Source organism: Streptomyces sp. MMBL 11-1, assembly GCF_028622875.1.
In the GTDB taxonomy this organism is placed as follows: Bacteria; Actinomycetota; Actinomycetes; order Streptomycetales; family Streptomycetaceae; genus Streptomyces.
Map to the genome: position 1 here is coordinate 403,184 of NZ_CP117709.1, position 26,140 is coordinate 429,323.

Genomic DNA, 26,140 nt, shown 5'->3' on the forward strand with positions numbered 1-26,140 from the left:
CGGCGGCACACGGGCCGCGCGGGCACACCGCACCGGCCACCCCGCAAGCGCTTTCTACGGCAGCTGAACGCTGGGTCCTGTCGTCAAACTGCCGTCGTCGCCCGTAGGGCGCCCGCGCGGCGGCGCGACCGGGGAGGCGGGCGTGTGCGCGGGCCGCTGTCAGTGGCCGGGTGCAGACTGGCACTGTTCCGGCACAACGGCGTTTCGGGAGGTCCAGGACCATGACCGACGTATTGCTCACCGCAGGCACCCGCAAGGGTCTCTTCATCGGCCGCAGGCGCGGCGGGGCCTGGGAGATCACGGGCCCGCACTTCAACGCGCAGGCGATCTACTCGGTCGCCGTGGACACCCGGGGGGACACCCCCAGAATCCTGGTCGGCGGGGACAGCGCGCACTGGGGGCCGTCCGTCTTCCACTCCGACGATCTGGGCGAGACCTGGACCGAGCCGCGGCAGCCCGCGGTGAAGTTCCCCCAGTTCACCGGAGCGTCGCTGGAGCGCGTCTGGCAGCTGCATCCCGCAGGACCGGAGGCGCCGGATGTGGTCTACGCGGGCACGGAGCCGGCCGCGCTGTTCCGTTCCGAGGACCGGGGCGAGTCGTTCGAGCTCGTCCGTCCGCTCTGGGAGCACCCGACCCGCTCCCGGTGGGAGCCGGGCGGCGGCGGTGAGGGACTGCACACCGTCCTGACCGACCCCCGGGACGCCAAGGCCGTGACCGTGGCGGTGTCGACGGCCGGCGTGTTCCGGACGAAGGACGGCGGTGCGAGCTGGGCCCCGTCGAACAAGGGCGTCTCCGCGGTCTTCCTCCCGGACCCGGACCCGGAGTTCGGCCAGTGCGTGCACAAGGTCGCCCGGGACGCCGCCGACCCGGACCGGCTCTATCTGCAGAACCACTGGGGCGTGTTCCGCAGCGACGACGCCGGGGACCACTGGAGCGACATCGGCGCCGGCTTGCCCTCCGACTTCGGGTTCGCCGCCGTCGCGCACCCGCACCGCGGTGACACGGCGTACGTCTTCCCGATCAACGCCGACGCCGACCGGGTCCCGGCGGAACACCGCTGCCGGGTGTTCCGCACGACCGACGCGGGACGCACCTGGGAGCCGCTCACCGAGGGCCTGCCGGACGGCGCGCACTACGGCACGGTGCTGCGGGACGCGCTGTGCACCGACAACGCGGATCCCGCCGGGGTCTACTTCGGCAACCGCAACGGCGAGTTGTACGCCAGCGCGGACGACGGGGACAGCTGGCGGCAGCTCGCGTCGCATCTGCCGGACGTCCTGTGCGTGCGCGCGGTGGTGCTCGGCTGACGGCAGTTGATCGGAGTGGTCGTATCAGCAGTAGAGTGCGGGCCGTGGCAGCAAGACCGTTGAAAGAGATCATCGAGCCGGGGTGGGCGGACGCCCTCGAACCCGTCGCCGAACGCGTCGCCGCTATGGGCGACTTCCTCCGCGCGGAGATCGCCGCGGGACGCACGTACCTGCCCTCCGGGGCTCATGTACTGCGGGCGTTCCAGCAGCCGTTCGAGGAGGTGAGAGTGCTGGTCGTCGGCCAGGATCCGTATCCCACCCCGGGGCACGCGATCGGGCTGAGCTTCGCGGTGGCACCCGACGTCCGGCCGCTGCCGGGCAGTCTGGAGAACATCTTCCGGGAGCTGCACGCGGATCTGGGGCTGCCCAGGCCGTCCAACGGCGATCTCACACCGTGGACTCGGCAGGGGGTGCTGCTGCTCAACAGGGCGCTGACCACCGCGCCGCGACGGCCTGCGGCCCACCGGGGCAAGGGCTGGGAAGAGGTGACCGAGCAGGCGATCAAGGCGCTGGTCGCCCGGGGCAAGCCGCTGGTGTCGGTCCTGTGGGGGCGCGACGCCCGCAATCTGCGCCCGCAGTTGGGCGACTTCCCCGCGATCGAGTCCTCGCACCCCTCCCCCATGTCCGCGGACCGGGGCTTCTTCGGCTCGCGGCCGTTCAGCCGCGTGAACGAACTGCTGGAGCGCCAGGGGGCGCAGCCTGTGGACTGGCGGCTGCCGTGACCCGTCCCCCGGTGGCGCCCGGCGCGGCCGGACCGGGCGCCTACGTCCTCGGGGTGGACTCCGGGGGCTCCGGTCTACGGGTGGCGCTCGGCCGGGTGGGGCTGCCCGGCCCCCTCTCGACGACGCTCTGCGCGGAGCCGGTGCGGACGGGGCCCGGCGGCATCGACGCCGGACATCTGCTGGATCAGCTGCTGCCCGCCGCCCGGGAGTTGCTGGACCGGGCCGCCGCCTCCGCGACCGACGAGGCCCCTGCCGGTGGAGTCGCGGCGCTGGCGATCGGGGCCACCGGCATGGCCACGCTGGGCGATCGGTTGCGTGCGGAGCTGCCCGGTGCGCTCGCGGACGCGCTGGGGGTCCGTCGGCTGGCGCTGGCCGCCGACGCGGTGACGGCCTACGCGGGCGCGGTGGGACAGCGTCCCGGGGCGGTCGTCGCGGGCGGCACGGGCATGATCGCCCTCGGTACGGACCTGATGGAGTGGCACCGGGCCGACGGGTGGGGTCATCTTCTGGGTGACAGTGGCGGCGGCGCGTGGATCGGCCGTGCCGGGCTGGACGCGGCGATGCGGGCCCACGACGGGCGGCGTGGCGGCTCCCCCGCCCTGCTGGACCGGCTGCGGGCCGTGTTCGGACCGGCCGAGGCGTTGCCCGGGCTGCTCTATCCGCGCTCCGACCGGCCGGCCGCGCTGGCCTCGTTCGCCCCGGAGGTGGCGGCGTGCGCCGGAGCGGACGCGGTGGCCGCCGGCATCCTGCGGCAGGCCGCCGGACATATCGCCGAGGCGGCGGCGGCCGTGTGCCCGACGCCTGCGGGAAAGGAGTCCGAGCGCGGCGAGAGCGGCGAAGTGGCTCTGACCGGTGGCCTGTTCAAGATGGGCGAACCGCTGATCGCCCCCCTGCGCGAGGAGCTGGCACGGCTGCTGCCGGGGGCCCGGGTGACGTCGGCGGAGGGCGATCCCCTGACCGGCGCACTCCGGATCGCGCGCGCCCTGGCAGCCGGGGATCTGCGCCTGCCCGCGCACCCGACGATGTTGTTCGTGCCCGGGAAGCACGGAAGCGGTCGGCCCGGCGGAACGGCGGCGCCCGACGGACCCCGGACGAGGTGACGGTCGGCGGGACGGAGGAACGCGGGCGGAGACCGGCGGGACAACGACCCGACAGACAGGGATACTCCGGCGGTACATCACTCATCGGACATAAGCGGATAGTTAACGCTCGACCGGACCCTCCCCGAACGGAGGGGGAGGCAAAACCAGTAGCATGCGGCGCCATGAGCACCCCCACTGGGCCCGCTTCCGGCCTGCCTGTACGAATGCCGCGACCTCGCCAGTCCGGACGGCACCGCCGCCCGGAGCCCGTGGTCGCACCCGAGGGCGCTGCCGCGCTCGTTCTCGCCGTTCCCGGTACCCCCTCCTCGGCCACGCGCAGCCTGGCCGAGGAGGTGATCAGCATTGCCCGTTCCGAGCTGCCCGGCCTCAACGCCCGGATCGGCTACCTCGACGGCGACGATGCCGAGTACCCGACCCTTGCCACCGTTCTCGCCCACACCGCCGCCGAGCGCGTCGCGCGCTTCGAGCAGGCCATCGCCGTCGGTCGTGAGGTCGCCGAGCCCGCGGGTCCGCCCGCCGTCGTGGTCCCGCTGCTCGCGGGTCCCGACAGCGCGCTGATCCGGCGGATACGGCAGGCCGTGATGGACAGCGGTACGCAGGCCGAGCTGACCGATGTGCTCGGCCCGCACCCGCTGCTCGCCGAGGCCCTGCACGTACGGCTGTCGGAGGCCGGGCTGGCGCGCGCCGACCGCGCCAGGCTGTTCACCGTGGCCACCGCCGCCGACGGCATCGTGCTGGTCACCGTGGGCGGCGAGGAGGCCGTGCAGGCCGCCGGGATCACCGGCATGCTGCTGGCCGCGCGGCTCGCCGTGCCGGTGATGGCCGCCGCGCTGGACGTGGAGGGCTCGGTCGCCTCGGTCGCGGAGCAGCTCCAGGGCTCCGGCTCCGCGCAGCTGGCGCTGGCTCCGTACCTGGTGGGCCCGGAGGTCGACCCCGGCCTGCTGGACGCCGCCGCGAAGGAGGCGGGCTGCGCGACGGCCGAGCCGCTGGGCGCCTACCCGGCGATCGGCAAGCTCGTGCTGTCCCTGTACGCCACGACGCTGGGCATCACGCCGGCGACACCGCAGGGGGCTCAGGCTCACTGACCGGACGCCGTCGCCGCGGGGCGGCGGCTCGGGAAGCCGGACAGCGCGGCGGGCCCGGACCGGGAGGAGATCTCCGGTCCGGGCCCGCCGCGCTGTCCGGGACGGTCGCCGTCCGACGCGCCGCCCCGGGTGGTCGCCTCCGACGCGCCGTCCCGGGTGGTCGCCTCGGACGCGCCGTCCTGGGTGGGCGCTGTCGGGCGCGCCGTCCGTCCCGGGCCGCTGTCAGACGAGGACGACGCAGGAGGCCGCCGGGACCTCGACGGAGCCCGCGTGCCGCGGGACGCCCGTCTCGGCGTCCACGGCGAACCAGCTGACGTTCCCGGAGTGCTCGTTGGCCGCGTACAGCCACTGGCCGCTCGGGTCGAGGGTGAGGTCGCGCGGCCAGCGGCCGCCGCAGCCGACGGTGGCCACCAGGGCCGCCTTCTCGCCGCTCTCGTCGAGAGTGAGCACGGAGATGCTGTCGTGGCCCCGGTTGGCGGTCCACAGGAACCGCCCGTCGTGCGCGACGACCACCTCGGACGGGTAGGTGCGCGCCGCGTCGTCGGCCGCCTCGTGCTCGGGCAGCACCGGCGTCTCGCCGAGCACGTCGAGGCGGCCGGCCGCCGCGTCCCAGCGGCATACGGTGAGGGTCGGTTCCAGCTCGCCCAGGACGTAGGCGAACAGGCCCGAGGGGTGGAAGGCCAGATGGCGCGGGCCGACGCCCGGGCGCAGAGCCGTCTCACCGTGCAGGCGCAGGGCGCCGGTGGCGGGGTCCAGGGCGCAGACCCGTACCGAGTCGGTGCCGAGGTCCACACTGACCACCCAGTTCCCGGAGGGGTCGGCGAGCACCTGGTGGGCGTGCGGGGCCTCCTGGCGGTCGGTGTCCGGGCCGCTGCCCTCATGCCGGAGCACCGAGGCCGCCGCTCCGAGCGATCCGTCGGGGAGGACCGGCAGGGCAGTGATGCTGCCGGAGGTGTAGTTGGCCGTGACCAGGTGGTTCGCGGCAAGCGCGAGGTGGGTGGGCGCATCGCCGTCGACGGCGCGGACGGTGCCCAGGAGGGCTGGTACGTCGCCGTCGAGCGCGAAGGCGGCCGCGACGCCCGGGGCGCTCTCGCCGACCGCGTACAGGGTCGTGCCGGACGCTCCCGGGCCGGTCGTGAGGAACGACGGGTCGGGCACGGCGTCCGTGGATCCCAGCACCGTCAGCGCTCCGGTGTCCCGGTCCACGGCGGCGGCGGTGATGCCGCGCCCGCCCGCCGAGGTGAACGACCCCATGAATGCCCGCCCGGCGCTGTTGCCGATCATCGCGCTACCCCTCTTCACCGTCGCCGTGATCTTCACGGCCGACGGTAGCAGGCAGCCTGTCGCGGTCCAGACCAATGTGCGCCTCGACCGTCCTGCCGCGCTCGCGCCGGGAAGCCTCGATCGGCCCGGCCCACCACACCCGGAGGACCTTGGGCGACGTATGCCTGGTCACGTTCCCCCGATCCGTCGCGTCCTCCAGCGGAGACGAGGTCATGGGCTCATGGAGGGGTGAAGGTGACCGGGAGTGCCTGGGGGCCGCGGAACGTCGGGGCGTAGCCCCAGTCGACCTCGCCGCTCGGGATGTCCAGGGTCAGGTCCGGCAGGCGGCCGAACAACGTGGTGATCGCGATCTCCGTCTCCAGCTTCACCAGGTGGCTGCCCAGACAGGTGTGCGCGCCGTGGCCGAACGCCAGGTGCGGTCGGGCGTCACGGGTGAGGTCCAGGGCGCCGGGGTCGGGGAACCGGTTCGGGTCGCGGTTGGCCGCGGCCAGCGACAGCAGCACCACGTCGCCCTCTCCCACCTGGGCGTCCGCGATCGTCATGTCCTCGCTCGCGTACCGGTACTCCGCCACGTGCGACGGCGAGTCCAGGCGCAGCAGCTCGTTGATCGCCCGCGACCAGTCGATCTCGCCGCCGAGGAGGGCGGCTCGCCGGCCGGGGTGGGCGAGCAGACGCAGGACGGTGGTACCGAGGAACTGGATCGTGGTGATGTGACCGGCCCCGATCAACGTCATGACCATCACCTCCAGCTCGTCCCCGGTCAGCGCGCCCGACTCGATCAACCGCGTCAGCAGGTCGTCCCCCGGGTGCGATCGTTTGTAGGCCACCAGCCTCCGGACGTAGTCCAGCACCTCGGCCAGCTTCGCCTCGTCCCGCGGCTGCTGGAACTTCGCGCGGTACCACAGGTCCAGGACGTCGGCGGCGGGCGCGCGCTCGGTTTCCGGGACGCCGAGCAGGTCGTGCATGACGGCGACCGGGACCTCCCGGGTGTATTCGGCGACGAGGTCCGCGCGCCCCCGCCCGGCGAACGACTCGACGGCGTGCGCGCAGGTGCGGGCGGTGCGGTCGCGCAGGCGGGACACCGCGGCGGGAGTGAACGCCGCGGCGACGAGCCGGCGCAGCCTGGTGTGCCCGGGATCGTCGAGGTGGGACAGACCGGGCGGGTGCGGGTCGGGGTTGACCGGGGCGGCGCTGCCCAGGCGGCGGTCCGCCAGGCAGGCGCGGACGTCGTCGTACCGGGTCACCAGCCACATACGGCCCGGGACGTGCGGGCCGCCGACGGGGCAGACCGGGTCGTGCTCGCGCAGCCAGGCGTATCCCGGGTACGGGTCGGCGGTCACGACGGCCGGCCGGCGATCAGCAGCTTCTCCAGCGGGGAGGCGGCGAGCGGCGCGACGCGCGTCTCGGTGAGCCCGGCCTCGGCCAGCCATGCCGCGAGGTCGGCGTAGCGGTGGACGCCGCCGCCGTGGCCCTGCCACAGGGTCAGGTCGAACATGCCGAGGAACCCTGCCGCGGCGGGTCCCAGTCCGGCCGGTGGTTCCCGGTCGTGGTCGAGGATGGCGATGCTTCCCGTGGGGGACAACGATTTCGCCGCGCGCCGGAACAGCTCGCGGCATTCTTCGGGGCGGTGGCCGTGCAACACGTTGAACAGCAGCACCAGGTCGTGCCCGGAACCCAGGTCGTCGGTGAGGTAGTCGCCCGCCCGGACCGTCACCCGGTCCGGCGGGGCGTCTTCACGGAGGGCCGTGACCGTCTCGGGCAGGTCGAAGACGGTGACCCGCACGTCCGGGCGACGGCGGCACAGTTCGACGGTGTGGTCGCCGTGGCCGCCCCCGATGTCCAGGACGGTCGCCGCGGGAGGCAGCGCGGCGGCGATGTCGTCGGCCAGGTCCGCGGCGGCGCCGGCGAGCATCCGGCGCAGGCGGGCCGAGGTGGCGGGGCGCTCGCGCAGCCAGGTGTAGAAGCCGCGGCGGGGCGTGCCGGTACGGATGGTGTCCTCGACGTCGGCCCAGTGCTCGAACAGGACCTCGTGCCAGAACAGTTCGACGTCCTCCGGGCCGGGCTTCGCGGCGGTCGTGACGCCGCCCTCGTCGTACCGCAGGTAGCCGAAGGTCACCAGGACGTTCACCAGGCTGCGCACGCCGGCCGGGTCACCGCCGATCGTGGTGGCCAGCTCCTCGACGGACAGCGGGCGGGCTTCCAGCGCGGTGAACACCCCGAGGCGGACACCGGCGATCATGGCCCGGTACCCGGCCGCGCCGAGCCGGTCCACCACCGGAGCGGGGACACCAGAGGATTCTTCGGGCAGGGGCATGGTCATCCACTTCCGGAAAGCACGCCGGCACCGGTGAGGAAGTCCAGGTGCCTGCGCAGCATTCGCTCGTCGGCCGGGGGGAACCCCACCCCCGCCCCGGCCGCGGCGGACCAGGTGCGGGAGCAGTCGAACCGCGGGTGCGGGCGGGGGTGTTCGGGCAGGGAGAAGGCGAGCGGGGCGAAGGGCCCGGCCGGGTCGGCGAGCATCCGCTCCCGCCATCGGTGGTACGGCACCACCTCGGTCGGGTGACCGGCCGAGGTGAGGGCGGCGGCGAGGGCGGCACGGGTGAGGCCGCCGTCGCCGTGGTAGTGGTGGTCCCGGCAGAGCTGGTCCGGGGCCTGTGAGAGCGCGACGATCGCCGCGGCCACCGTGTCCACGGGCACCATGTCCAGCACCTCGGTGGTGTCCGGGACGGCGCCCGCGGCGACGCATCCGGTCAGCCAGCGGCTGAACGCGGAGCGCGGGTCGGCGGTGCCGGTGGCGGTGTCGCCGACGATGGCCGCGATGCGGTGGATCGAGACGGACAGGCCGTGGCCGCGGGCGGCGGCGGCCATGGTGTCGGCCACCCACTTGCTGAGGTCGTAGCCGCTGGTGAGGCCGCTCGGGTCGGTGGGAGGGTCGGCCTCGGTGACGACGCGGCCGTCGTAGGCGTCACCGAGGAAGACGCCGAGGGTGGAGATCAGGTGCAGCGGGGCGTTGCTGTCGCCGGCCAGGCGCAGGATCGCGGCGGTGGCGTCGACGTGGGCGGGTTTGAGGGCGTCGTACGGCGCGGCGAAGTGCGGCACCGCGGCGTTGTGGTAGATCGCGTCCACGGTCGTGAGGGTGTCGTGGTCCTCGGTGGACAGACCGAGGCCGGGCGCGGCCAGGTCGCCGGGGACCGGGATCACGCGGTCGGTGACCGGCAGCCGTTCGATCGAGCCCGGGCGGACGAGGCAGTGGACGTCGGCGTCGGTCCAGGCCAGGAGCTGAGCGAGGAGGTGGCGGCCGAGGAAGCCGGTGGCGCCGGTGAGCAGGATGCGGCGCGGCGTGCCGACCGGGGGGACGCCCGGTGGGGGGAGGGTGCGGAGACGTATCTCGGGTGGGGGGACGGCGTCGGCGCGCAACCGGTCGATCGTGGGCAGGTCCGCCGAGGCACCGTCGTCGATGGCTGCGGCGAACGCCGCCACGGTGGGGGCGGTGAACAGGGTGCGCATCGGCACCGTGACGCCGAGGCGGTCGCGGACGGCGGCGAGGACGTGGGCGGCGATGAGCGAGTGCCCGCCGACAGCGAAGAAATCCGCGGTGCGGTCCACGTCGGACCGGTCGAGAACGGCGGCCCAGATGGCGGCTACGGCTCGCTCCGTGGCGGTCCGGGGCGGATCCGCCGGGACGGAGGGGGTGGCGGGGGGTTCGGGGAGGGCGGTGGTGTCGACCTTGCCGGTGCTTCGGGTGGGAAGGGCGTCGAGGACGACCACGACGTCCGGCACGAGGTGGGCGGGCAGGCGGTCGGCGCAGAAGGCGCGCAGGCCGGAAGCGTCCGGGACGGCGGCCCGCGAGTTGGGGGTGGCCGGGACGCCTACCCCCGAGTCCGGAGCTGCCGGGGTGGCGGCCCGGGGGTCCGGAGCTGCCGGGGCCGGTGCGTTCCGGGCGGGCGTGGTCGAGGTCCGGGTGCCGACGTAGCCGATGAGGCGGTCGCCCCTGGCCACCACCACGGCCTCCGCGACGGCCGGGTGCCCGGCGAGCACGGCCGCCACCTCCCCCGGCTCCACCCGGTTGCCGCGGACCTTGACCTGGTCGTCGGCCCGGCCGACGAACTCCAGCGTGCCCTGCGGGTTCAGCCTCGCGAGGTCACCGGTCCGGTACATGCGGGCGCCGGGGTGGGCGCCGTACGGGTCGGCGAAGAACGCCGCGGCGGTCGCGGCCGGGTTTCCCCGGTACCCCCGGGCGGGCGCCGTCCCTCCGATGTAGACCTCACCGACCACGCCGACGGGCACCCGGCGCAGAGCCCGGTCGAGAAGGTGGACACGGACGTGTCGCAGCGGGCGGCCGATCGGCAGTCGGGTGGGGTGCTCGCGGCCGTCGACGGTGCGATGGCTGGTCGCGCAGACGGTGGCTTCCGTCGGGCCGTAGTGGTTGTGGAGGGGAATGCCGTGCTTCGCCCACGCGCGGACGGCCGCCGCCGGGACGATGTCGCCGCCGACCATCATGATCTCCAACGGGAGGCGTTCCCCGGCGAGGTCGGCCACCCAGCGCTGCCAGAGGGGAGCCGCCGTGTCCACCGCGGAGAGGCGGTGCTCGACGCAGAGCCGGAGGAGGTCCGGTCCGGTGAGGCTGCCCGGGTCGGGGTGGATGACCAGGGTGGCCCCGGCCGCGAGGACCGGGAAGATGTCGCCGAACGCGGCGTCGAAGTGCGGGGGCGGGACCATAAGGAGGCGGTGCGCGGCGGTGAGACCGTGTTCGGCGATGAACGCGGTGGTGAGGTTGAGGAGGGTGTCGTGCTGAACTGCGACGCCCTTGGGCTCGCCGGTGGAGCCGGAGGTGTGGACGACGTAGGCGAGCTGGAACGGGTGGATGGGCACGGGTTCGTGGTGGCCGGTGGCGGGGAGGGCGTCGCGGGTCAGGACGGTCCTCGCGCCGCTGGCGGTGATCAGGGCGTGTTGGCGGGAGGGCGGCTGGGCGGGGTCGATGGGGACGAAGCATCCGCCCGCCTTGAGCACGCCGAGGATCGCGATGATCGCCTCGGCGCCGGACGGGATGGTGATCGCGACCGGGTCCTCGCTCCGGATGCCGGTTTCGCGCAGGCGGCTTGCGACGGCTGAGGATCTGCGGTCCAGGTCGCGGTAGGTGAGGGGAGCGGCGGCGAGGTCGAGGACGGCGGTGGCGTCGGGGGTCCGGGCCGTCCGGGCCGCGATCAGGTCCAGTACGGTCGTGGCCGCCGGCCGCGTGGGGACGGCCGGGCCGGGGGACGGCGCGTCCGGTGCGCCGGGGCAGGCTGGTGCGGACCGGGCGCCGAGGGCGGTGTGGACGGCTCTGTCGGCCGGGGACAACAGGTCCAGGTGGGACAGGGGAAGACCGGGGTGGCGGGTCACGGCCTCCATGACCGCCAGTACCTGGTCGGCGATCCTGGTGATCGTGTCCGCCTCGTACCGGTCGGTGCGGTAGTCGATGAGGGCGGGCCAGTCGCCCTCGCGTTCCCTGATGTGGAGGGTGAGGTCGAAACGGCTGGTGGCGCGGTCGATCGGCAGCGGGGTGGTGGTCAGGCCCGGGAAGGAGACGGGGTCCGTTTCGCGGTTGAGGACCAGCATCGTCCGGAACAGGGGGTGGTCCTCCCGTGGGGCGGGGACCGTGGTGAGGATGTCGGCCAGGGAGATGTCGGCGTGGTCCATCGCGTCGGCCACCACTCCGGTGGCGTCGGCGAGCAGGTCGCGGGGGGTGGCTCGACGGTTCGTGCGGAGCCGGAACGGGAGGGTCGTGACGAACATGCCGATCACGTCGTCCGCCCCGGCCGGGCGGGTACTGACCGGGGCACCGACGACGAGGTCGTCACCACCGTCCCGGGTGGAGGAGACGATGGCGAGGACGGCGAGGAGACCGGCGAAGGCGGTGGCCCGCTCGCTCCTGCACCAGGTGGTGAAGCGGCGGACGAGCCCGGCCGGGACGGTGAACCGGTGGGTGGCGCCGGGGGCGGCGTCCGCGCGGCGGGGGTGAGCCGGGTCCCGGCCGGATTCCGGGGGCGGCGATCCGCCCGGCGTGGGGGCCAGGGCAGTGCCGTACGGGTGGTCCGGCGAGGGGCCGGAGGCAGGCGGGGCGTCACGGAGTGTTTCGGCCCAGAACTCGACGGTCCGTCGCCGTGGACCCACGGCCGCCGGTGCGAGGACCGGAAGGTCCGGTGCGGGGGCCGGAAATCCCCGGGCGGGGCCCGGAAGTCCCCGGGCGGGGGCCGGAAGGTCCGGGGTGCTGGTCTTCGTGCTGAGCGCGGCCCTCGGCCCCTGGACGGCCGTGGCGCCGGACCGGGGCGCGGAGATCGGATCCATGGTGGTCAGGGCCGTCAGCAGGATCGATATCGACAGGTCGTCGCAGATGATGTGGTGCGCGGTGATCGTCAGGAGATGCGTCGTGGGGGCGGTTCTGATCAGGTGGGCTCGCACCAACGGGCGCCGGGTCAGGTCGAAGGGGTGGTCGGCGTCCCGGGCGGCCAGGCGTTCGGCCTCCGGCCAGGGGTCCGCGTGAGCGCTCAGATCGGTGGTGTGCCAGGCCTTCGCCGGCAACGCGTCCGTGCAGGGCGCCGCGCTCAGCCGCGGGACGCCGTCATGGACGAGGATCGCCGACCGCAGGACGGGGTGGGCGGCCAGAGCGGCGGCGAACCTGGCGCGCAGGTCCGCCTCGTCGAGCGCGCCGTCGAGCCGGAACGCGGAGTGCACGACGTAGGCGCCGTTGTCCCGGCCCGCCTGGTGCAGGATCCACAGTCCGTGCTGCGGGCCGGACAGCCGTCCCGGTGGAGCGGGCACGGCCCCCGGCATGCCCGGGCCGTCGGAAATCTCCGCAGCACCGGAATCGCTCCCCCGGCCCCCATCGATCGCGGCGGCCAGGGCGGCGACGGTGGGGTGGGCGAACAGGGTTCTGATCGTCACCTCCGCGCCGACCGTCGCCCGGATCCTGGCGACGGCCTTCACCGCCGCGAGGGAATGGCCGCCGGACAGGAAGAAGTCGTCGTCGCGGTGCACCGGGCGAGCCAGCAGACGCGCGAAGATCTCCGCGATCGTGGTCTCCAGACCCGGAAGGGGATCCGCGGCGGCGGCGTCCTCCGCCGGTGGGGGCAGAGCGCGTACGTCGAGCTTTCCCGAGCTGGTCAGCGGGAACGCGTCCACGGACACCATCGCCGACGGCACCAGATAGGCGGGGAGGACACGGCTCAGCCGCTCCCGCACCCCGGGCCGGCGGGGCCGCCCGGCGGCCGGGATCACGTAGGCCACCAGACGGTCGCCGTCACCGGCCACGCGGGCGTCTGCGACCTCCGGGTCCGCCCGCAGCGCCGCCTCCACCTCGGCCGGTTCCACCCGGTGGCCGCGCACCTTGAGCTGTGCGTCCACCCGCCCGACGAACTCCACGACACCGCCCGGCCGACGTCGCGCCAGGTCGCCCGTCGCGTACATGCGCGCGCCGGGGAGCGGTGAGAAGGGGTCGGCGACGAACCTCGTCGCCGACCGGCCGGGCGCGCCGAGATAGCCGCGCGCCAGCGGGAAGCCGCCCAGGTACACCTCGCCGACCACGTCGTCGTCGACCGGTCGCAGGCCCGCGTTCAGCAGATACACGGCCACGCCGTCGAGCGGGTCGCCGATGCCGAAGCGGCCGCCGCGGCGCACCCGCCCGGCGGTCGACCAGATCGTCGTCTCGGTCGGGCCGTACGCGTTCCACAGCTCGGCTCCGCCCAGCGACGCGGCCAGCTCCGGGCTCAGCGCCTCCCCGACCGACACCCGCACCCGCACGCACTCCGGCACGCCCCCGGCCGCCACCAGCACCGCCCACACCGACGGGGTGACCTGGACGACCGTGACCGCCTCGGCCGTCAGACGTCGCGCCAGCGCGGGGCCGTCCACCACCAGCTCGGGCTCCATCGCGACCACCCGGGCGCCCACCGTCAGCGGCGCCACCAGTTCCCACACCGAGATGTCGAACGCGGGGGAGGTCATGGCCGCCACCACGTCGTCGGCGCCCAGCCCCACCAGCGCCGTCGACCGGGCCAGCATCCCGGCCACCGCGCGGTGCGGCACGCCCACCGCCTTCGGGCTGCCGGTCGACCCGGACGTGTGGAGCACGTACGCCAGTGACTCGGGAGTGAGGAGGGGATCGACGCGCTCGAACTCCTCCGGCAGGTCAGGGATCCCGCTCAGCACGACGCGGGCGGCCTCCGTGACGGCCCGGCGCCTCGGCTCGGGCCACAGGGGTTCCACCGGCACGTACACCGCGCCCGCCCGCCAGATCCCGAGGATGGCCACCACCAGGTCCGGGCCGCGCGGCAGGTCCACCGCGACCCATGCCTCCGGCCCGGCGCCCCCGGCCCGCAGCACCGAGGCCAGCGCCGCCGAACGGCGCTCCAGCTCGGCGTAGGTCAGCTCCCCCACCGCGAGGCCGTCCGCGCCGAACCGGATCAGCTCCAGTACGGTCTTCGGCTCCGGAGCACCGGCCGGCCCGGCCGCAGGCCCGGCCTCCGCCGAAGGCCCTGCGGTCAGCGCCGACAACCGGAGGTCGGGGCCGGCGCACGCCCGGTCCAGGAGGGCCAGGAGCCGCCCGGCGACACCGTCGACCGTCGCACCGTCGAACAGGTCCGTGTCGTGCTCGGTGACCACGGCCATCTCCGCGCCGCCGGACTCCACCATCACGGTGAGGTCGACGTCGGCCGTGCCCGTGTCCGGCAGCATCCGCTCGGCGCGCACGCCGGGGAGCGCCATCGCGGGTGGGTCCTGCATCACGAGGTGCGCCTGGCACAGCGGCGCGTGGCTCGGGTCCCGGGAGGCGCCGACCGCCTCGACGATCCGGTCGAACGGGACCGCCGCGCCGGCCAGGCCCGCCGCGACCGCGCGGCGGGCCCTGGCCACCAGCTCGCGGAACGTCGGATCACCGCCGATCCCCACCCGCAACGGCACCGGGTTCACGAACATCCCGACGGCGCCGGCGAACTCCGGCCCCGGCCGCCCGGACACCAGGGTGGCGACCACGACGTCGTCCTGACCGGCCGTCGTGCCCAACGTGGCGGCGTACGCGGCATGCAGCACGACGAACCGGGTGGCACGGGTGGCGCGGGCGAGCGCGTCGACCCGCGCGGTGAGACCGTCGGGGACGGCGTGGCGGCGCAGCTCCCCCCGGAAGGCGCGCAGCCTCGGGCGGGGCCGGTCGGTGGGCAGGGTGAGCAGGTCCGGCACACCGACCAGATCGCAGGCCCGGCGAGACGGGTCGTGGTCGATGACGGCCGGCGGCGCACCAGGATCCGGCAGTGGCCGGGCCGGGTCGGCGTACAGGGCGCTGATCTCCCCGCACAGCACCGACAGTGACCTGCCGTCGACGACCGCGTGATGCGTGTTGATCACCAGGATGTGGTCGGTCGGCGTGATCCGGCCCAGACGGATCCGGAACAACGGCCCGGTGCGCAGGTCGAACGGCTCCCGTGCGGCCCGCGCCGCGAACGCCTCCGCGTCGGCGGCGGGCACCGTCAGCACCACGACGTCCGCGGCGCCCACCGGGCCCACCCGTCCGACCGGTTCGCCGTCGGCCTCGTCGCATGTGGTGCGCAGCACCGGGTGCCGGGCCACCACCAGATCCGCCGCGCGCCGGAGCGCGTCCACCGACACGGGGCCGGCCAACCGGAACACCGCCGGGTTGTTGTGCAGCGGTGCGCCGTCGGCGAACGCCTCGAGGAACCACAGCCGTCGGGCCCCGGGCGGGAGCGGGATCGTCATCGTTCCGCTCCTCGGTCGCCGAACCTGCGCCGGTACGCCGCCAGATGCTCCGGGTCCGCCCGCAGGAACGGCGCGTCGGCGGACACCATGTGCCGCACCGCCAGCAACGGCAGTGGGCTGCGCATCGGCCGGAAGTCCGCGTTCCACAGACCGGGCGAGGACGGCGGTCCCGGGTGGAACTCACCGATCATCAGGCCGCGTTCCACGAAACCTGGCTTCAGCTCCCGCTGCGTGCGGTCGATCTCCCCGGGCGTGACGTCCGGCAGCACCACCAGGACGGTCCGGAACCGGGCCCCCGGCCCCTCACGCGGCGGCAGGTCGGGGAACCAGTCGCGGTAGGCGGTCATCACCGCCCGCAGGTCCGGCCGCCCGGGGTGCAGGGCGAGGAAGAGCCCGCCCCGCTCCAGGGAGAGGGCCGTGTACGGGCAGACGTCGCCGCCCCGTCCCAGATCGGGATGCGGTCGGCACAGGTAGGACCGCGCCCACGCCAGCACCACCTCGGCGGGGGCAGGCAGATCCGGGTGGTCCGGCTCGAACAGCGCGACGTCACCCGCCGGGTGGCTCAGCATCCCCCGCTCCGCTTCCGCAGCGCCGCGGCGAGCAACGTCGCTCCGCCGAGCCCGGCGAGCCCACCGAGGAGGCGGTTCTGCCGGCGGGCCCGGGCGAGCGCGTCGCCGTACGGGAGGCTGCTGTGGCTGATCATCGCGTACAGCGTCCGCCACCCCGGTACCAGGCTGCCGAGCGCGAAGTCGATCCGTCTGCGGGCCAGGAACACCGGTGACCGCACCCGGTCGCGCAGCTCCACGAAGTTGCGCGCGGACAACTCGGCCAGCACGTCGGTGTGCGGGCGGCGGCGGGCCTCGAACGCGGCGAGCGCGTCGCCCGGGGCGTGCTCGGCGAGACACGCGTCGAGCACCGCGCAGTCCTCGAACGCGGCGTTCATCCCCTGTCCGTAGAACGGGAACACGGCGTGTGCGGCGTCGCCGACGAGGACGACACGGTCGTGCTGCCACGGCGCGGTGCGCACCGAGACCAGGCTGCCCGGTTCGTGTGCGAGGAACTGCGTGACCAGGTCCGGCACCAGGTCGGTCAGGTCGCCGAACTCCTCGGCCAGGAACGCCCCGGCCCGCGCCGGGTCGCGCAGCCCCGAGAACCCGGTGTCGCCGTCGAACGGCAGGAACACGGTGCCGGTCAGCGATCCGTCCGGGTTGGGGTGTGCCACCACCAGTCCCCGCCGGCTCGGCCACACGTGCAACGCCTCCGGTCGGTCGACGGCCGGGATGGTGAACTCCCGGTAGCCCCAGTCCAGGTGCGTCCGGTGGAACTCGCCGCGCACCCGGCGGTGCAGGTGCGTGCGCACGGTCGAGTACGCGCCGTCCGCGCCCACGACGAGATCCGCCGGGAACGTCCGGGCCGGGGTCCGCACCTCGGTGCCGGCCAGGCCGGTGACACGGTGCCCGAACCACAGCCGCACTCCGGGAACCGATGCGGCGGCGTCGAGGAGGGTGAGGTTGAGGTCGTGGCGGCGGACCGAGTGGAGCACCTCGGTGTCATCCGCGCCGTAGGGCTGGTAGGTGACCCGGCCGCTGTGGTGGACGGCCCGCCCCCGCATGGGGACGGCTCTGGCCAGGGCCTCCTCCAGGAGGCCGATGTCGCGCAACGCCGCCCGCCCGCGTTCGGAGAGCCCGATGCTGATCGACACGGCTTCCGGGCCCCCCGTACCGCGCGGGTCTCCGCGCCGCTCCACCACGTCCACCCGGTGGCCCCGGCGGGCCAGCCGGATCGCCAGCATGGTTCCGGCCATGCCCGCTCCGACGACGACGACGTTCATGTCCGGCCCCTGGCCGGGTCCACCGAGGCCACCGGGTCCGTCGGAGCCACCGGGTCCGTCGTGGACAGGGCCCGGGCGAGATCGGCGGGGGTGGAGGCGTCGAACACGGTGGCCACGGACGCGTCCACGGCCAGTTCGATCCCGATCCGGCTGACCAGCGCGGTGGCCATGAGCGAGGTGCCTCCGAGGGCGAAGAAGTCGTCGTCCGGCGCGACCGCGTCCACCGACAACACCTCGGCGAACATCCGGGCGAGGTCGTCGGCGAGCGTGCCCGACGTCCGCGGCGCGGGCTCGGCGAACGCGGCCCGGTCGAGCTTTCCGTTGGGGGTCAACGGGAAGTGCCCGACCACCTCGATCAGGTCGGGGACGAGGTGGGCCGGCAGCCGCTCGGCGAGGTACGCGCGCAGGTCCGGCACGCTCGCCCCGCTCGGCACCACGTAGCCCACCAGGTAGGCGCCGAGCGGTCCGGAGCGGGCGACGACCGCCGCCCGCGCCACCGCCGGGTGAGCTCCGAGCGCGGCCTCCACCTCGGCCGGTTCGACCCGGTGGCCGCGGATCTTCACCTGGTCGTCCGCCCGGCCGAGGAACAGCAGGTCGCCGCCCGGCCCCACCCGGACCAGGTCGCCGGTGCGGAACATGCGCGACCCGGGCGGGCCCCACGGGTCGGCGACGAACCGCTGCGCTGTCGGCCCGGGGCGGCCCAGATAGCCGCGCGCGACCCCGGCGCCGCCGATGTACAGCTCGCCCTCGGCGGCCGGGGCGCACGTCCCGTCCAGCACCCGTAGTTCGGTGCCGGGGATCGCCGCCCCGATCGGGACCACCGGGCCGTCGGTGAGCGGCGCGCTCATGGTGGCGCACGCGGTCGTCTCGGTCGGGCCGTAGGCGTTGATCATCCGGCGGCCTGCGGACCATCGGGCGACGAGGCCCGGGTCCAGCACCTCCCCCGCGACGATCAGACAGGCGACCGAAGGCAGCGCCATGTCCGGCTGGGTGGCGAGCGCACTCGGTGGCATGCACACGTGGGTGACGCCGTGCTCGGCGACGAACCGGGCGAACGGTTCGCCGGGCGGGAGTCCCCCGGCCGGCGCGAGTACGAGCGTGGCCCCGGTGAGCAGCGCCATGCACAGGTCGGCGACGGCCACGTCGAAGCCGACCGACGCGTACTGCAGCACCCGGGCCCCGGGGCGGGCACCGAAGCGTTCCCGTTGCGCCGCGACGAGACGGGCGATCCCCGCGTGGGGAACGACCACGCCCTTGGGTGTCCCGGTCGAACCGGAGGTGTAGATGACGTAGGCGGCGCACGCCGGATCGGGTTCCGCCGCCGGGACGGCGGACACCGCCGCGTCCTCCAGCGCCCGCAGCTCCCCCGGTGTCAGCACCAGGGCGGGGCGGGCGTCGGCGAGCACGGCGGCCACCCGGTCGGGCGGTTGGGCGGAGTCGACCGGCAGGTACGCGGCTCCCGCGGCGAGCACGGCGACGACGGCCACCACCATGTCCGCGCCGCGCGGGATCGCGACGGCGACGATGTCGTCCGGCCCGATCCCGCGGTCCCGCAGCCCGCCCGCCACCGCGCCGGCGCGGGTGTCGAGCTCACCGTAGGAGAGGGTGCCGTCAGCGGCGACGACCGCGATCGACTCCGGGGCCCGGGCGACCTGGTGGCGGAACATCCCGACCATCGTCCCGGCCGTTGAGGAATTCACCGTATCTATTCGCGCGTCCACTGCGGTTTCACACTCCGTGACCCACGAAAATCTATGAGAGGGAACGGGGGGAACTCTGTCCCATGACGCGGATCGGTGTCAACGAGATCGACGAGGCGGTCACTTCGGAACTCATCCGGTGTGCGGCCCGTAATGGCAATCGTGAGAACTTGCTCATGGAATCTTTGTCCCGCCGGTCTGTTCGGTGCCATAACCTGGCCCGTATCTCGTCAGTCGTTTCCTGGCTTGTCAGCCGCCTCCCTGGACCTGCTCGGTCACGCATTGCCGAGCGTGACCAGGTCGTGCCCGGAAACGGGTTGGCCCATCTGGAGGAGTTCGGATGAGCGGGACATCGCTGGGTTCGCAGCCGAGGGACACGCCACCGGCGTTCGTGCCGGTCGACCAGGTGACCGAGACGTGTCTCGTGCGGGTCGCCGGCTCGAGTCCCGACCACGTCAGCGCGCTCGCGCAGTGCCCGGACGACCTCCCGCCGATCCTCGTGCACCGGCCGACCATGCGGGTGATCGACGGCGCGCACCGCCTGCGAGCGGCCAAGCTGCGCGGGGACGCCACCATCGCCGTGCGGTTCGTCGACGGCACCGAGGAGGACGCGTTCGTCCTGGCCGTGAGCGTCAACGTGACCCAGGGGCTGCCCCTGACGCTGGCCGACCGTACCGCCGCCGCCTCCCGGATCCTCGCGTCGCACCCGCACGTGTCGGACCGCCTGATCGCGTCGACAGCCGGATTGTCCACCAAGACCGTGGCCGCGCTCCGGCGGCGTGCAACCGGGGAAATACCTCAGTTGCACACCCGCCTCGGCCGCGACGGGAAAGTGCGGCCGCTCGACGCCTCCCACGGGCGCACGATGGCGAGTCAGGCGATTTCGAACAATCCAGATCTTTCGTTGCGGGCGATCGCCCGCATCGCCGGAATATCGGTCGGCACCGCCAGGGACGTCCGGGAAAGAATGCGCCGCGGCGAGGATCCCATTCCGCCGCGGTATCGCCTTTCCACCGGAAACCGTACGGAGAACAACGCGCCGGAAAGCAGCGCGCCGGGCCGGAAAACCGGCGGAGACAACGGCGCCGACGGCCCGTCCCGCGCCGAACGGGACCGGTTCCTGCTCTCGCTGCGCACCGATCCGTCGTTGCGGTTCTCCGAGGTCGGCCGGGCGCTCCTGCGGCTGCTCGACGCCAACACCCTCGACGCCGCGCAGTGGGACCGCCTCGCCGCCGCCGTCCCCCAGCGCTGGTCACCGGTGGTCGCCGACCTCGCCATGGACTGCGCGGCCGACTGGTCGGCGCTCGCCTGCCGGGTCCGCGGCCAGGTCCGCGCCAGCGCGTGAGTCCGGCGCGCACGCCACGGCGATCGCCGCCACCCCCTGGACCACGGCGAACAGCGCGACCACCGGAAGCAGCGCCGACGAGCCGCCGGTGACCGCCACCGCGACCAGCGGCCAGAAGCTGGAGATCGTGACGCCCACCTGGTAGGTCACGGCGATCGCGGAGAACCGCACCATGGTCGGGAACAGGTCCACCAGGAACGCCGCCAGGCCACCGTAGATCGCTCCGTGCGCGATGGTCAGCGCGGGAAGGAACACCAGGGCGACCAGTACCGGATCGCCCGAGGACAGCCAGGCGCCCGCCGGGACCATCGCCGCCACCGAGACCACGTAGCCGAAGATCATGACCGGCCGGCGGCCGAACCGATCGGACAGCGCGCCGAACACCGGCAGGGTCACGCACTCCCCCAGGGCCGCGATCATCAGCCCGGTCAGCACGGCCGACCGCACCTGCGGCCCGGCCTCCGCCGCGTGCGCCACCAGGAACACGGTGAACATCGCGATCACCGACCCGGTGCCGAGGGAGGCGAGGATGCCGATCACCACGCGGCGCGGCCACTGCCGCAGCACCGTGGCCACCGGCACCCGGGCGGCGCGGTTCTCCGCCCGGCCGCGCACGAACTCCGGTGTCTCCTCGATCCCCAGCCGGACCCAGATGCCGATGCCGACCAGGACGATCGACGCCAGGAACGGCAGCCGCCATCCCCAGGTCAGGAAGGACTCCTCGGGCAGCTCGGAGATCAGCACGAAGGTCAGGTTGCTGGCGAACAGCGCCAGCGCGAAGCCCATCGCGGGCCAGCTGCTGAAGAAGCCCCGGCGTCCGGGCGGGCCGTGTTCGGTGCTGAGCAGCACCGCGCTTCCCCATTCGCCACCGATGCCGATGCCTTGGGCGACGCGCAACGTCACCAGCAGGACGGGCGCGAGGACGCCGGCCGTCTCGTAGGTGGGCAGCAGGCCGACGCCGAACGTGGCGATGCCCATGACGAGCAACGTCCACACCATCATCGACTTGCGGCCCACCCGGTCGCCGAAGTGGCCGAACAGCAGGCCGCCCAGCGGGCGCGCGACGAAGCCGGCCGCGTAGGTGGCGAACGAGGCGAGCACACCGCCGGCGGCCGACGATCCGGGGAAGAACAGCGGGCCGAACACCAGCGCGGACGCCGTCGCGTAGAGATAGAAGTCGTACCACTCGATGGCGGTGCCGATCGTGCTCGCGATCAGCACCCGGCGGGCCGAGCGGGGGGCCGAGGTCACCCCTGCCGTCATGCGTCCTCATCGGACACGAGAACCCGCCCGCCGAGCTCGTCGGGATCGGCGGCGAGGTCATAGGCCCACACCTGCCGCCCGTCCGCCTCCCAGATCACCTTCCGCCCGTCCGCCCGCACGGCGTGCAGCGCCTTCAGGTCCGGGTAGTCGTCCGAGGCGGCGGCCCGTTCCTGCGGGAAGTAGGTCTCCGAGTACGCCTCGCGGGACGCCCCGGTGCCGTCCGCGAAGAACTCGGTCAGCGAGGCGCCGTCCGACGACAGCGGGTCCAGCCCGAGATGGTCGAGCACGGTCGGCATGATGTCGACCAGCCGGACCTGGCTGTCCACGCTCGTCCCCTCCGGCACCCCGGGTCCGCTGATGACCAGCGGCACGTGCTGGGTCGCGTCGAACAGCAGGCAGCCGTGACCCTCCTCGTACGGGTGGCCGAGGTCGCCGGCGTGGTCGTTGGGGTACCACCCGGCCAGGTCCTCCCCGTGGTCGGAGAAGCACACCACCAGCATCGACTCGACGTCGTGGCCCATCTCGGCGATGCGGCGCAGCAGGAGCTGCACGTAGTGGTCGGTGTAGGCGATCTCGCCCTCGTACGGGTTCGCCACCTCGACGCCGACGTCCTCCGGCGGCTCGTACGGCCAGTGCGCGTCGAAGAAGTGCGCGAACAGGAAGAACGGGCCGGTGCCGTCCAGCGACCGGAGCCAGTCGGTGGCGCGTTCGACCACCAGCGGGGCGCGCTTGAGTGCCAGCCCGCGCAGCTTCACGTCGCCGACCGACAGCGGGTCCCGGCCGTCGGGCAGCAGCGGGATCTCGTCGTCGTAGAAGTCGAACCCGCGGTCCATCCCGTACCACTGGTTCAGGCCGGGGCAGGAGACCACCGCGCCGGTCGTGTACCCGGCCGCCGACAGGCGCTCCGCCAGGGTCGGCACCCGCTTGTCCAGCGTTTCGCGGAAGAGGTGTCTGATCCCGTGGCGGGGCGGCTGGAGCCCGGTGAACACCGTGGCGTGGCTGACCGGCGTCAGGGGGCACGACGAGATCGCCTGCGTGAAGCTGACCCCGCTCGCGCGCAGTCGCTCGATGCCGGGGTACTTCCCCGAATAGGCCACGTCGGCGCGCACGGTGTCCAGGGAGATGAACAGGATGTTCGGCTGTGCGGTCACCGGGATACCTCGGTATTCCTCTGTCGACTCCAGCGGCCCCGAAAGGTAACAACGAGCTCGCGGCGTACGACAACGACGCGTTGTGCGACCTGAACACCCGTGCTGAACAGGCCATCCGGCTCCTACAGTTACGCGGCGGAGACTCCACGACCGTGAAGCGAGGGAGCATTCACATGGCGCGCAAGTTGTCCCTGGCACTGGAGCTGTATGCCGACGCGAACGGCACCGTCGACCAGCGTTACATCGATCAGATGCGCGACCAGGACGCCGAACCGGTGCCGGTCGATCCCACCTTGCCGAGGTTCACCCTCGTCGTCGGGCCCTCGCCGTTCACCATGCCGCGCGGCTGGGAGTTCTTCCTCACCTCTCCGTACGAGGGTGCGACGTACATCTCGACCGTGCTGCACAACGCCGGCTATCCGGTGCGCATCGTCGACGTCCGCTACACCCCGAACCCGTTGCAGGCGGCGTACGAGCAGATCATCGAAGGCACCGACGTGCTCGGGGTGTGCACGTTCGAGGACAACTTCCCGTTCTGCCGGGCGCTGATGGCGATGGTCCGCGCGTCGCACCCGGACATACCGATCATCTGCGGTGGCTCGCTGGTCACTTCGGCTCCGTCGGTGTTCATGTCGGACACCGACTGCGACATCGCGGTGATCAGCGAGGGCGAGATCACCATCCTGGAGCTGATGGAGAGTTACACCCGCGGCTCGTGGAAGCAGGACCTCCCGACCGTCAAGGGCATCTGCTACCGGGACGAGAAGGGCAACGCCCGCCGCACGCCGCCGCGCGGCCAGATGATGGATCTCGACGCGCTGCCCCGGATGCGGCTCGACCTGTGGCCGCAGGCGCGGTCGCCGCTCGGCATGCAGCCCCAGGTGATCTCGTCCTACAGCCGCGGCTGCAAGATGGACTGCTCGTTCTGCTACCGCACCACCCCGCAGGTGCGGGCGAAGTCGCCGGAGAAGATGGACCGCGACCTCGACTGGCTGAAGACCCAGTACGGCGTGGAATTCTGCTTCTTCGTCGACCTCACGTTCAGCTCGCACCGCGGCCAGACCATCGAGATGTGCGACGTGATCTCCCAGCACGATCTGCGGTGGACCTGTCTGACCCGGTGCGCCGACATGGACGTACCGCGCATCGACGCGATGCGGGAGGCGGGCGCGGACATCATCCTGTACGGCGTCGAGTCGCTGGGCCGCGAGGTGTTGCGCGAGGCCCGCAAGGGCAGCAGCGAGAACCTGACCGTCCGCGCGATGCGCACCACGTTCGAGGGCGGCGTGCGGTTCGGCTCGCTGCTCATCGTCGGTCTGCCGAACGAGACCGAGGAGTCCCTGGCGGACATGGTGCAGTTCGCCGAGCAGTACAACCACGTGACCCGGGTGAAGTACCTGTCGGCCATGCCCGGCACGACGGTGTACCAGGACGCGGTGCGGAACAAGGTGATCCGCACCGAGGTCGACCACCTGAACTGGCTGTCGGTCGAACAGGCCCTGCACGAGGACGAGTTCCTGAACGTGAGCGGGCTGCCCGAGCAGGTCTGCCGGGACGCGTACAAGCGGGTGTACGACGCCTATCAGCCCGGCCCGGTGATGGACTTCCAGCACTGGCCGGAGCACTTCCAGTACTTCCACCCGCAGCCGGCCGACGGGACCGAGCGGTCGACGTCGTACGCCGGTACCGGCTGGCGCGCGCAGTGGAGTTCGGCCGCCGCGCCCCTGGTGCCCGGGTCCGAGCAGTACACCTTGGACAAGGTGGCCGACCCGGAGGTGGCCGCGGTCGGGAGCACGCTGATGGACTGCGGCGCGAAGAAGCTCGCGGTGGGGGGCTGACCCGTGTCCGCTCAGGACGGCCCGATCCTGATCATCGGGACCGAACGCTCCGGATCGAACCTGCTGCGGCTGGTGCTCGACGCGCACACGCGGATCGCGGTCCCGCACCCGCCGCACTTCATGCGGTACCTGTCCGGCATCCCGTACGACGGTGATGTCGACGCGATGGTGGGCGACGCGATGCGGCTGCTGCGCGATCACATCCACCCGTGGCCGCACGTGATCGACCGGGCCGCGGTGACCGAGGCGGCCGGCCCGTCGCTGTTCGGGGTGGTGTCGGCGATCTACGACCAGTACCGCGTCGCGGAGGGCGCGGCCCGGTGGGGGTGCAAGAGCACGTTCATGGTCGAGCACGTCGACGAGGTGCTCATCACTCTCCCGCACGCCCGGTTCCTCTGGCTGGTGCGTGATCCCCGCGATGTGGCCGCGTCCGCGAAGCGGGCCGTGTTCGGCCACTGCCACCCGTACCGGATGGCGCTGCGGTGGAGGGCCGAACAGGAGCTCGCCCGCGCGGCCCTGGAGCGGTGGGGGCCGGAGGTGGTGCACCTGGTGCGGTACGAGGACCTGGTGTCCGAGCCCGAGCGGGAGATCCGGGCGATCTGCGACTTCATCGGGGAGGCGTTCGAGCCCGCGATGCTGGCGCACCATCTCGGTGGCAACGCCCGGGTGACCGCGTCGCTGTCGGCGTCCTGGCGCACGGCGGGCGACCCGATCACCACGGCCCGGATCGGCGCCCACCGGCGGGGGCTGTCCGACCGGGAGCGGCGGGAGGTCGAGAGCGTGACCGCGCGGGCGATGGAGAAGCTTCGCTACCCGTGCGACCTGGCCTCACTGGACGAACCGGCTCCCGGCCCGCTCGGCGTCGCGCTGCGCGGGTTCGCGGTCCGGATGGCGGTGGAGGCGCGATCGCTGCGCACCGACCGCAACCACTTCCGGCGCTGGCGGCGCGACGCCACCGTCCGCCGGCTGCGCCGCCGCGCGAAGCACCGCCGCACCCTTGTTCCGGCAGGAGAGAGCAGATGAACGAGACGGGAAGCGTCCGCACGCACTTCGCCGACCGGGCGAGCACCTACGACCGGTCCAGTTCGTGGTGCACCGACGACGCGCTCGGCGAGCTGATGCTGTCCGCGGCCGCGCCCCGGCCGGGCGACGCGGTCCTGGACGTGGCGTGCGGCACCGGACTGGTGTCGAGGCTGTTCGCCGGGCGGGTGCGGCGGCTGACCGGCGTGGACATCACGCCGGAGATGGCCGAGCAGGCGCGCGACGTGCTCGACGAACTGGTGATCGCCCCGGCGGAGGAGCTGCCGTTCGACGACGGCACGTTCGACCTCGTGGTGTGCCGTCAGGGGATCCAGTTCATGACGCTGCCCGACGCGGTGCGGGAGATGGTGCGGGTGACCCGGCCGGGTGGGCGGGTCGTACTGACCCACCTGTGCGCCTACGGGGACGACGACCGCGACGAGTACGCGGAGATCCTGCGGCTGCGCAACCCGGCCCGGCGGCACTTCTTCCGGCCCGGCGACGTCGAGGCCCTGCTCACCGGCGCGGGGTGCGACCCGGTGCGGTCGCAGCGGTACGTGTCGGCGGAGGACGTGGACGTCTGGTCGGACAACGGCGCGATCGGCGAGGACGCGCGGGAGGCCATCCGGGACCGCTACCGGAAGGCGTCGCCCGCGTTCCGCGCACGGCACGCGGTGGCCGAGGCGGACGGGCGGATCACCGACCGGATGCTGTTCGTCGTCGCTTCGGGAACGAGGGTCTGAC

17 protein-coding genes are annotated in these 26,140 nt (G+C 73.5%); 8 read left to right on the forward strand and 9 right to left on the reverse strand.

Translation table 11 applies throughout. The features are described 5' to 3' along the window. Positions 1 to 221: 221 nt before the first annotated feature. The 4 genes from PSQ21_RS01805 (at position 222) to PSQ21_RS01820 (ending at position 4,217) form a co-directional block, all read left to right on the forward strand. Positions 222 to 1,307 carry a WD40/YVTN/BNR-like repeat-containing protein gene (locus tag PSQ21_RS01805; protein WP_274028624.1) on the forward strand — a complete coding sequence of 362 codons (1,086 nt, stop codon included), beginning with the start codon at positions 222 to 224 and terminating at the stop codon, positions 1,305 to 1,307. 44 nt (positions 1,308 to 1,351) lie between these two features. Beyond that, positions 1,352 to 2,029, forward strand: coding sequence for a uracil-DNA glycosylase (locus PSQ21_RS01810; protein ID WP_274028625.1), 678 nt, complete (start codon positions 1,352 to 1,354; stop codon positions 2,027 to 2,029). Further along, positions 2,026 to 3,129 (forward strand): N-acetylglucosamine kinase, encoded by a 1,104-nt coding sequence (locus tag PSQ21_RS01815; RefSeq protein WP_274028626.1) that lies wholly within the window; start codon positions 2,026 to 2,028, stop codon positions 3,127 to 3,129. Before PSQ21_RS01810 ends, PSQ21_RS01815 begins: the two co-directional genes overlap by 4 nt. 164 nt (positions 3,130 to 3,293) lie before the next feature. Next, complete coding sequence (locus PSQ21_RS01820) at positions 3,294 to 4,217, forward strand: sirohydrochlorin chelatase (RefSeq protein WP_274028627.1); 924 nt, start codon at positions 3,294 to 3,296, stop codon at positions 4,215 to 4,217. A gap of 222 nt (positions 4,218 to 4,439) precedes the next feature. On the opposite strand, the gene PSQ21_RS01825 is transcribed toward PSQ21_RS01820, so the two are convergent. The 7 genes from PSQ21_RS01825 to PSQ21_RS01855 form a co-directional block, all read right to left on the reverse strand. After that, entirely contained in the window at positions 4,440 to 5,501 is a 1,062-nt protein-coding gene (locus PSQ21_RS01825; RefSeq protein ID WP_274035610.1) for a lactonase family protein, read from the reverse strand. A 218-nt stretch (positions 5,502 to 5,719) separates the two neighbouring features. Further along, a complete protein-coding gene (locus PSQ21_RS01830) occupies positions 5,720 to 6,841 on the reverse strand; it encodes a cytochrome P450 family protein (protein WP_274028628.1) in 1,122 nt (373 codons plus the stop codon). After that, on the reverse strand, positions 6,838 to 7,815 hold the full coding sequence (locus tag PSQ21_RS01835) for a class I SAM-dependent methyltransferase (protein ID WP_274028629.1): 978 nt from the start codon (positions 7,813 to 7,815) through the stop codon (positions 6,838 to 6,840). Before PSQ21_RS01835 ends, PSQ21_RS01830 begins: the two co-directional genes overlap by 4 nt. 2 nt (positions 7,816 to 7,817) lie before the next feature. Beyond that, positions 7,818 to 15,248 carry a non-ribosomal peptide synthetase gene (locus tag PSQ21_RS01840; protein WP_274028630.1) on the reverse strand — a complete coding sequence of 2,477 codons (7,431 nt, stop codon included), beginning with the start codon at positions 15,246 to 15,248 and terminating at the stop codon, positions 7,818 to 7,820. Beyond that, positions 15,245 to 15,817: a DUF6875 domain-containing protein gene (locus tag PSQ21_RS01845; RefSeq protein ID WP_274028631.1), complete on the reverse strand. Its 573-nt coding sequence runs from the start codon at positions 15,815 to 15,817 to the stop codon at positions 15,245 to 15,247. Before PSQ21_RS01845 ends, PSQ21_RS01840 begins: the two co-directional genes overlap by 4 nt. After that, positions 15,811 to 17,079, reverse strand: a complete 1,269-nt coding sequence (locus PSQ21_RS01850; protein WP_274028632.1) for an FAD-dependent oxidoreductase — start codon at positions 17,077 to 17,079, stop codon at positions 15,811 to 15,813. Before PSQ21_RS01850 ends, PSQ21_RS01845 begins: the two co-directional genes overlap by 7 nt. Further along, positions 17,076 to 18,755 (reverse strand): non-ribosomal peptide synthetase, encoded by a 1,680-nt coding sequence (locus PSQ21_RS01855; RefSeq protein ID WP_274035611.1) that lies wholly within the window; start codon positions 18,753 to 18,755, stop codon positions 17,076 to 17,078. The genes PSQ21_RS01850 and PSQ21_RS01855 overlap by 4 nt, the downstream gene beginning before the upstream one ends. A gap of 364 nt (positions 18,756 to 19,119) precedes the next feature. On the opposite strand from PSQ21_RS01855, the gene PSQ21_RS01860 reads away from it, so the two are divergent. Then, positions 19,120 to 20,124 (forward strand): ParB/RepB/Spo0J family partition protein, encoded by a 1,005-nt coding sequence (locus PSQ21_RS01860; protein ID WP_274028633.1) that lies wholly within the window; start codon positions 19,120 to 19,122, stop codon positions 20,122 to 20,124. Here the strand turns inward: PSQ21_RS01860 and PSQ21_RS01865 are convergent. Next, positions 20,032 to 21,387 carry an MFS transporter gene (locus PSQ21_RS01865; protein WP_274028634.1) on the reverse strand — a complete coding sequence of 452 codons (1,356 nt, stop codon included), beginning with the start codon at positions 21,385 to 21,387 and terminating at the stop codon, positions 20,032 to 20,034. The genes PSQ21_RS01860 and PSQ21_RS01865 overlap by 93 nt on opposite strands. Continuing rightward, on the reverse strand, positions 21,384 to 22,538 hold the full coding sequence (locus PSQ21_RS01870) for a sulfatase (protein WP_274028635.1): 1,155 nt from the start codon (positions 22,536 to 22,538) through the stop codon (positions 21,384 to 21,386). The genes PSQ21_RS01865 and PSQ21_RS01870 overlap by 4 nt, the downstream gene beginning before the upstream one ends. Positions 22,539 to 22,711: 173 nt before the next feature. On the opposite strand from PSQ21_RS01870, the gene PSQ21_RS01875 reads away from it, so the two are divergent. From PSQ21_RS01875 to PSQ21_RS01885, 3 genes are read left to right on the forward strand one after another with little or no spacing between them, the layout of a single operon-like run. Continuing rightward, positions 22,712 to 24,376, forward strand: coding sequence for a B12-binding domain-containing radical SAM protein (locus PSQ21_RS01875; RefSeq protein ID WP_274028636.1), 1,665 nt, complete (start codon positions 22,712 to 22,714; stop codon positions 24,374 to 24,376). 3 nt (positions 24,377 to 24,379) lie between these two features. Beyond that, positions 24,380 to 25,399, forward strand: a complete 1,020-nt coding sequence (locus PSQ21_RS01880) for a sulfotransferase family protein (protein ID WP_274028637.1) — start codon at positions 24,380 to 24,382, stop codon at positions 25,397 to 25,399. Further along, positions 25,396 to 26,139, forward strand: coding sequence for a class I SAM-dependent methyltransferase (locus tag PSQ21_RS01885; RefSeq protein WP_274028638.1), 744 nt, complete (start codon positions 25,396 to 25,398; stop codon positions 26,137 to 26,139). The genes PSQ21_RS01880 and PSQ21_RS01885 overlap by 4 nt, the downstream gene beginning before the upstream one ends. The last annotated feature ends 1 nt before the right edge of the window (position 26,140 follow it).

What these genes read in the sequence shown, in the direction of transcription:
- PSQ21_RS01805 (WP_274028624.1), top strand. Translation starts at nt 222, where the DNA reads ATGACCGACGTATTGCTCACCGCAGGCACCCGCAAGGGTCTCTTCATC.
- PSQ21_RS01820 (WP_274028627.1), top strand. Translation starts at nt 3,294, where the DNA reads ATGAGCACCCCCACTGGGCCCGCTTCCGGCCTGCCTGTACGAATGCCG.
- PSQ21_RS01825 (WP_274035610.1), bottom strand. Translation starts at nt 5,501, where the DNA reads ATGATCGGCAACAGCGCCGGGCGGGCATTCATGGGGTCGTTCACCTCG.
- PSQ21_RS01835 (WP_274028629.1), bottom strand. Translation starts at nt 7,815, where the DNA reads ATGCCCCTGCCCGAAGAATCCTCTGGTGTCCCCGCTCCGGTGGTGGAC.
- PSQ21_RS01840 (WP_274028630.1), bottom strand. Translation starts at nt 15,248, where the DNA reads ATGACGATCCCGCTCCCGCCCGGGGCCCGACGGCTGTGGTTCCTCGAG.
- PSQ21_RS01845 (WP_274028631.1), bottom strand. Translation starts at nt 15,817, where the DNA reads ATGCTGAGCCACCCGGCGGGTGACGTCGCGCTGTTCGAGCCGGACCAC.
- PSQ21_RS01850 (WP_274028632.1), bottom strand. Translation starts at nt 17,079, where the DNA reads ATGAACGTCGTCGTCGTCGGAGCGGGCATGGCCGGAACCATGCTGGCG.
- PSQ21_RS01855 (WP_274035611.1), bottom strand. Translation starts at nt 18,755, where the DNA reads ATGGTCGGGATGTTCCGCCACCAGGTCGCCCGGGCCCCGGAGTCGATC.
- PSQ21_RS01860 (WP_274028633.1), top strand. Translation starts at nt 19,120, where the DNA reads ATGAGCGGGACATCGCTGGGTTCGCAGCCGAGGGACACGCCACCGGCG.
- PSQ21_RS01865 (WP_274028634.1), bottom strand. Translation starts at nt 21,387, where the DNA reads ATGACGGCAGGGGTGACCTCGGCCCCCCGCTCGGCCCGCCGGGTGCTG.
- PSQ21_RS01875 (WP_274028636.1), top strand. Translation starts at nt 22,712, where the DNA reads ATGGCGCGCAAGTTGTCCCTGGCACTGGAGCTGTATGCCGACGCGAAC.
- PSQ21_RS01885 (WP_274028638.1), top strand. Translation starts at nt 25,396, where the DNA reads ATGAACGAGACGGGAAGCGTCCGCACGCACTTCGCCGACCGGGCGAGC.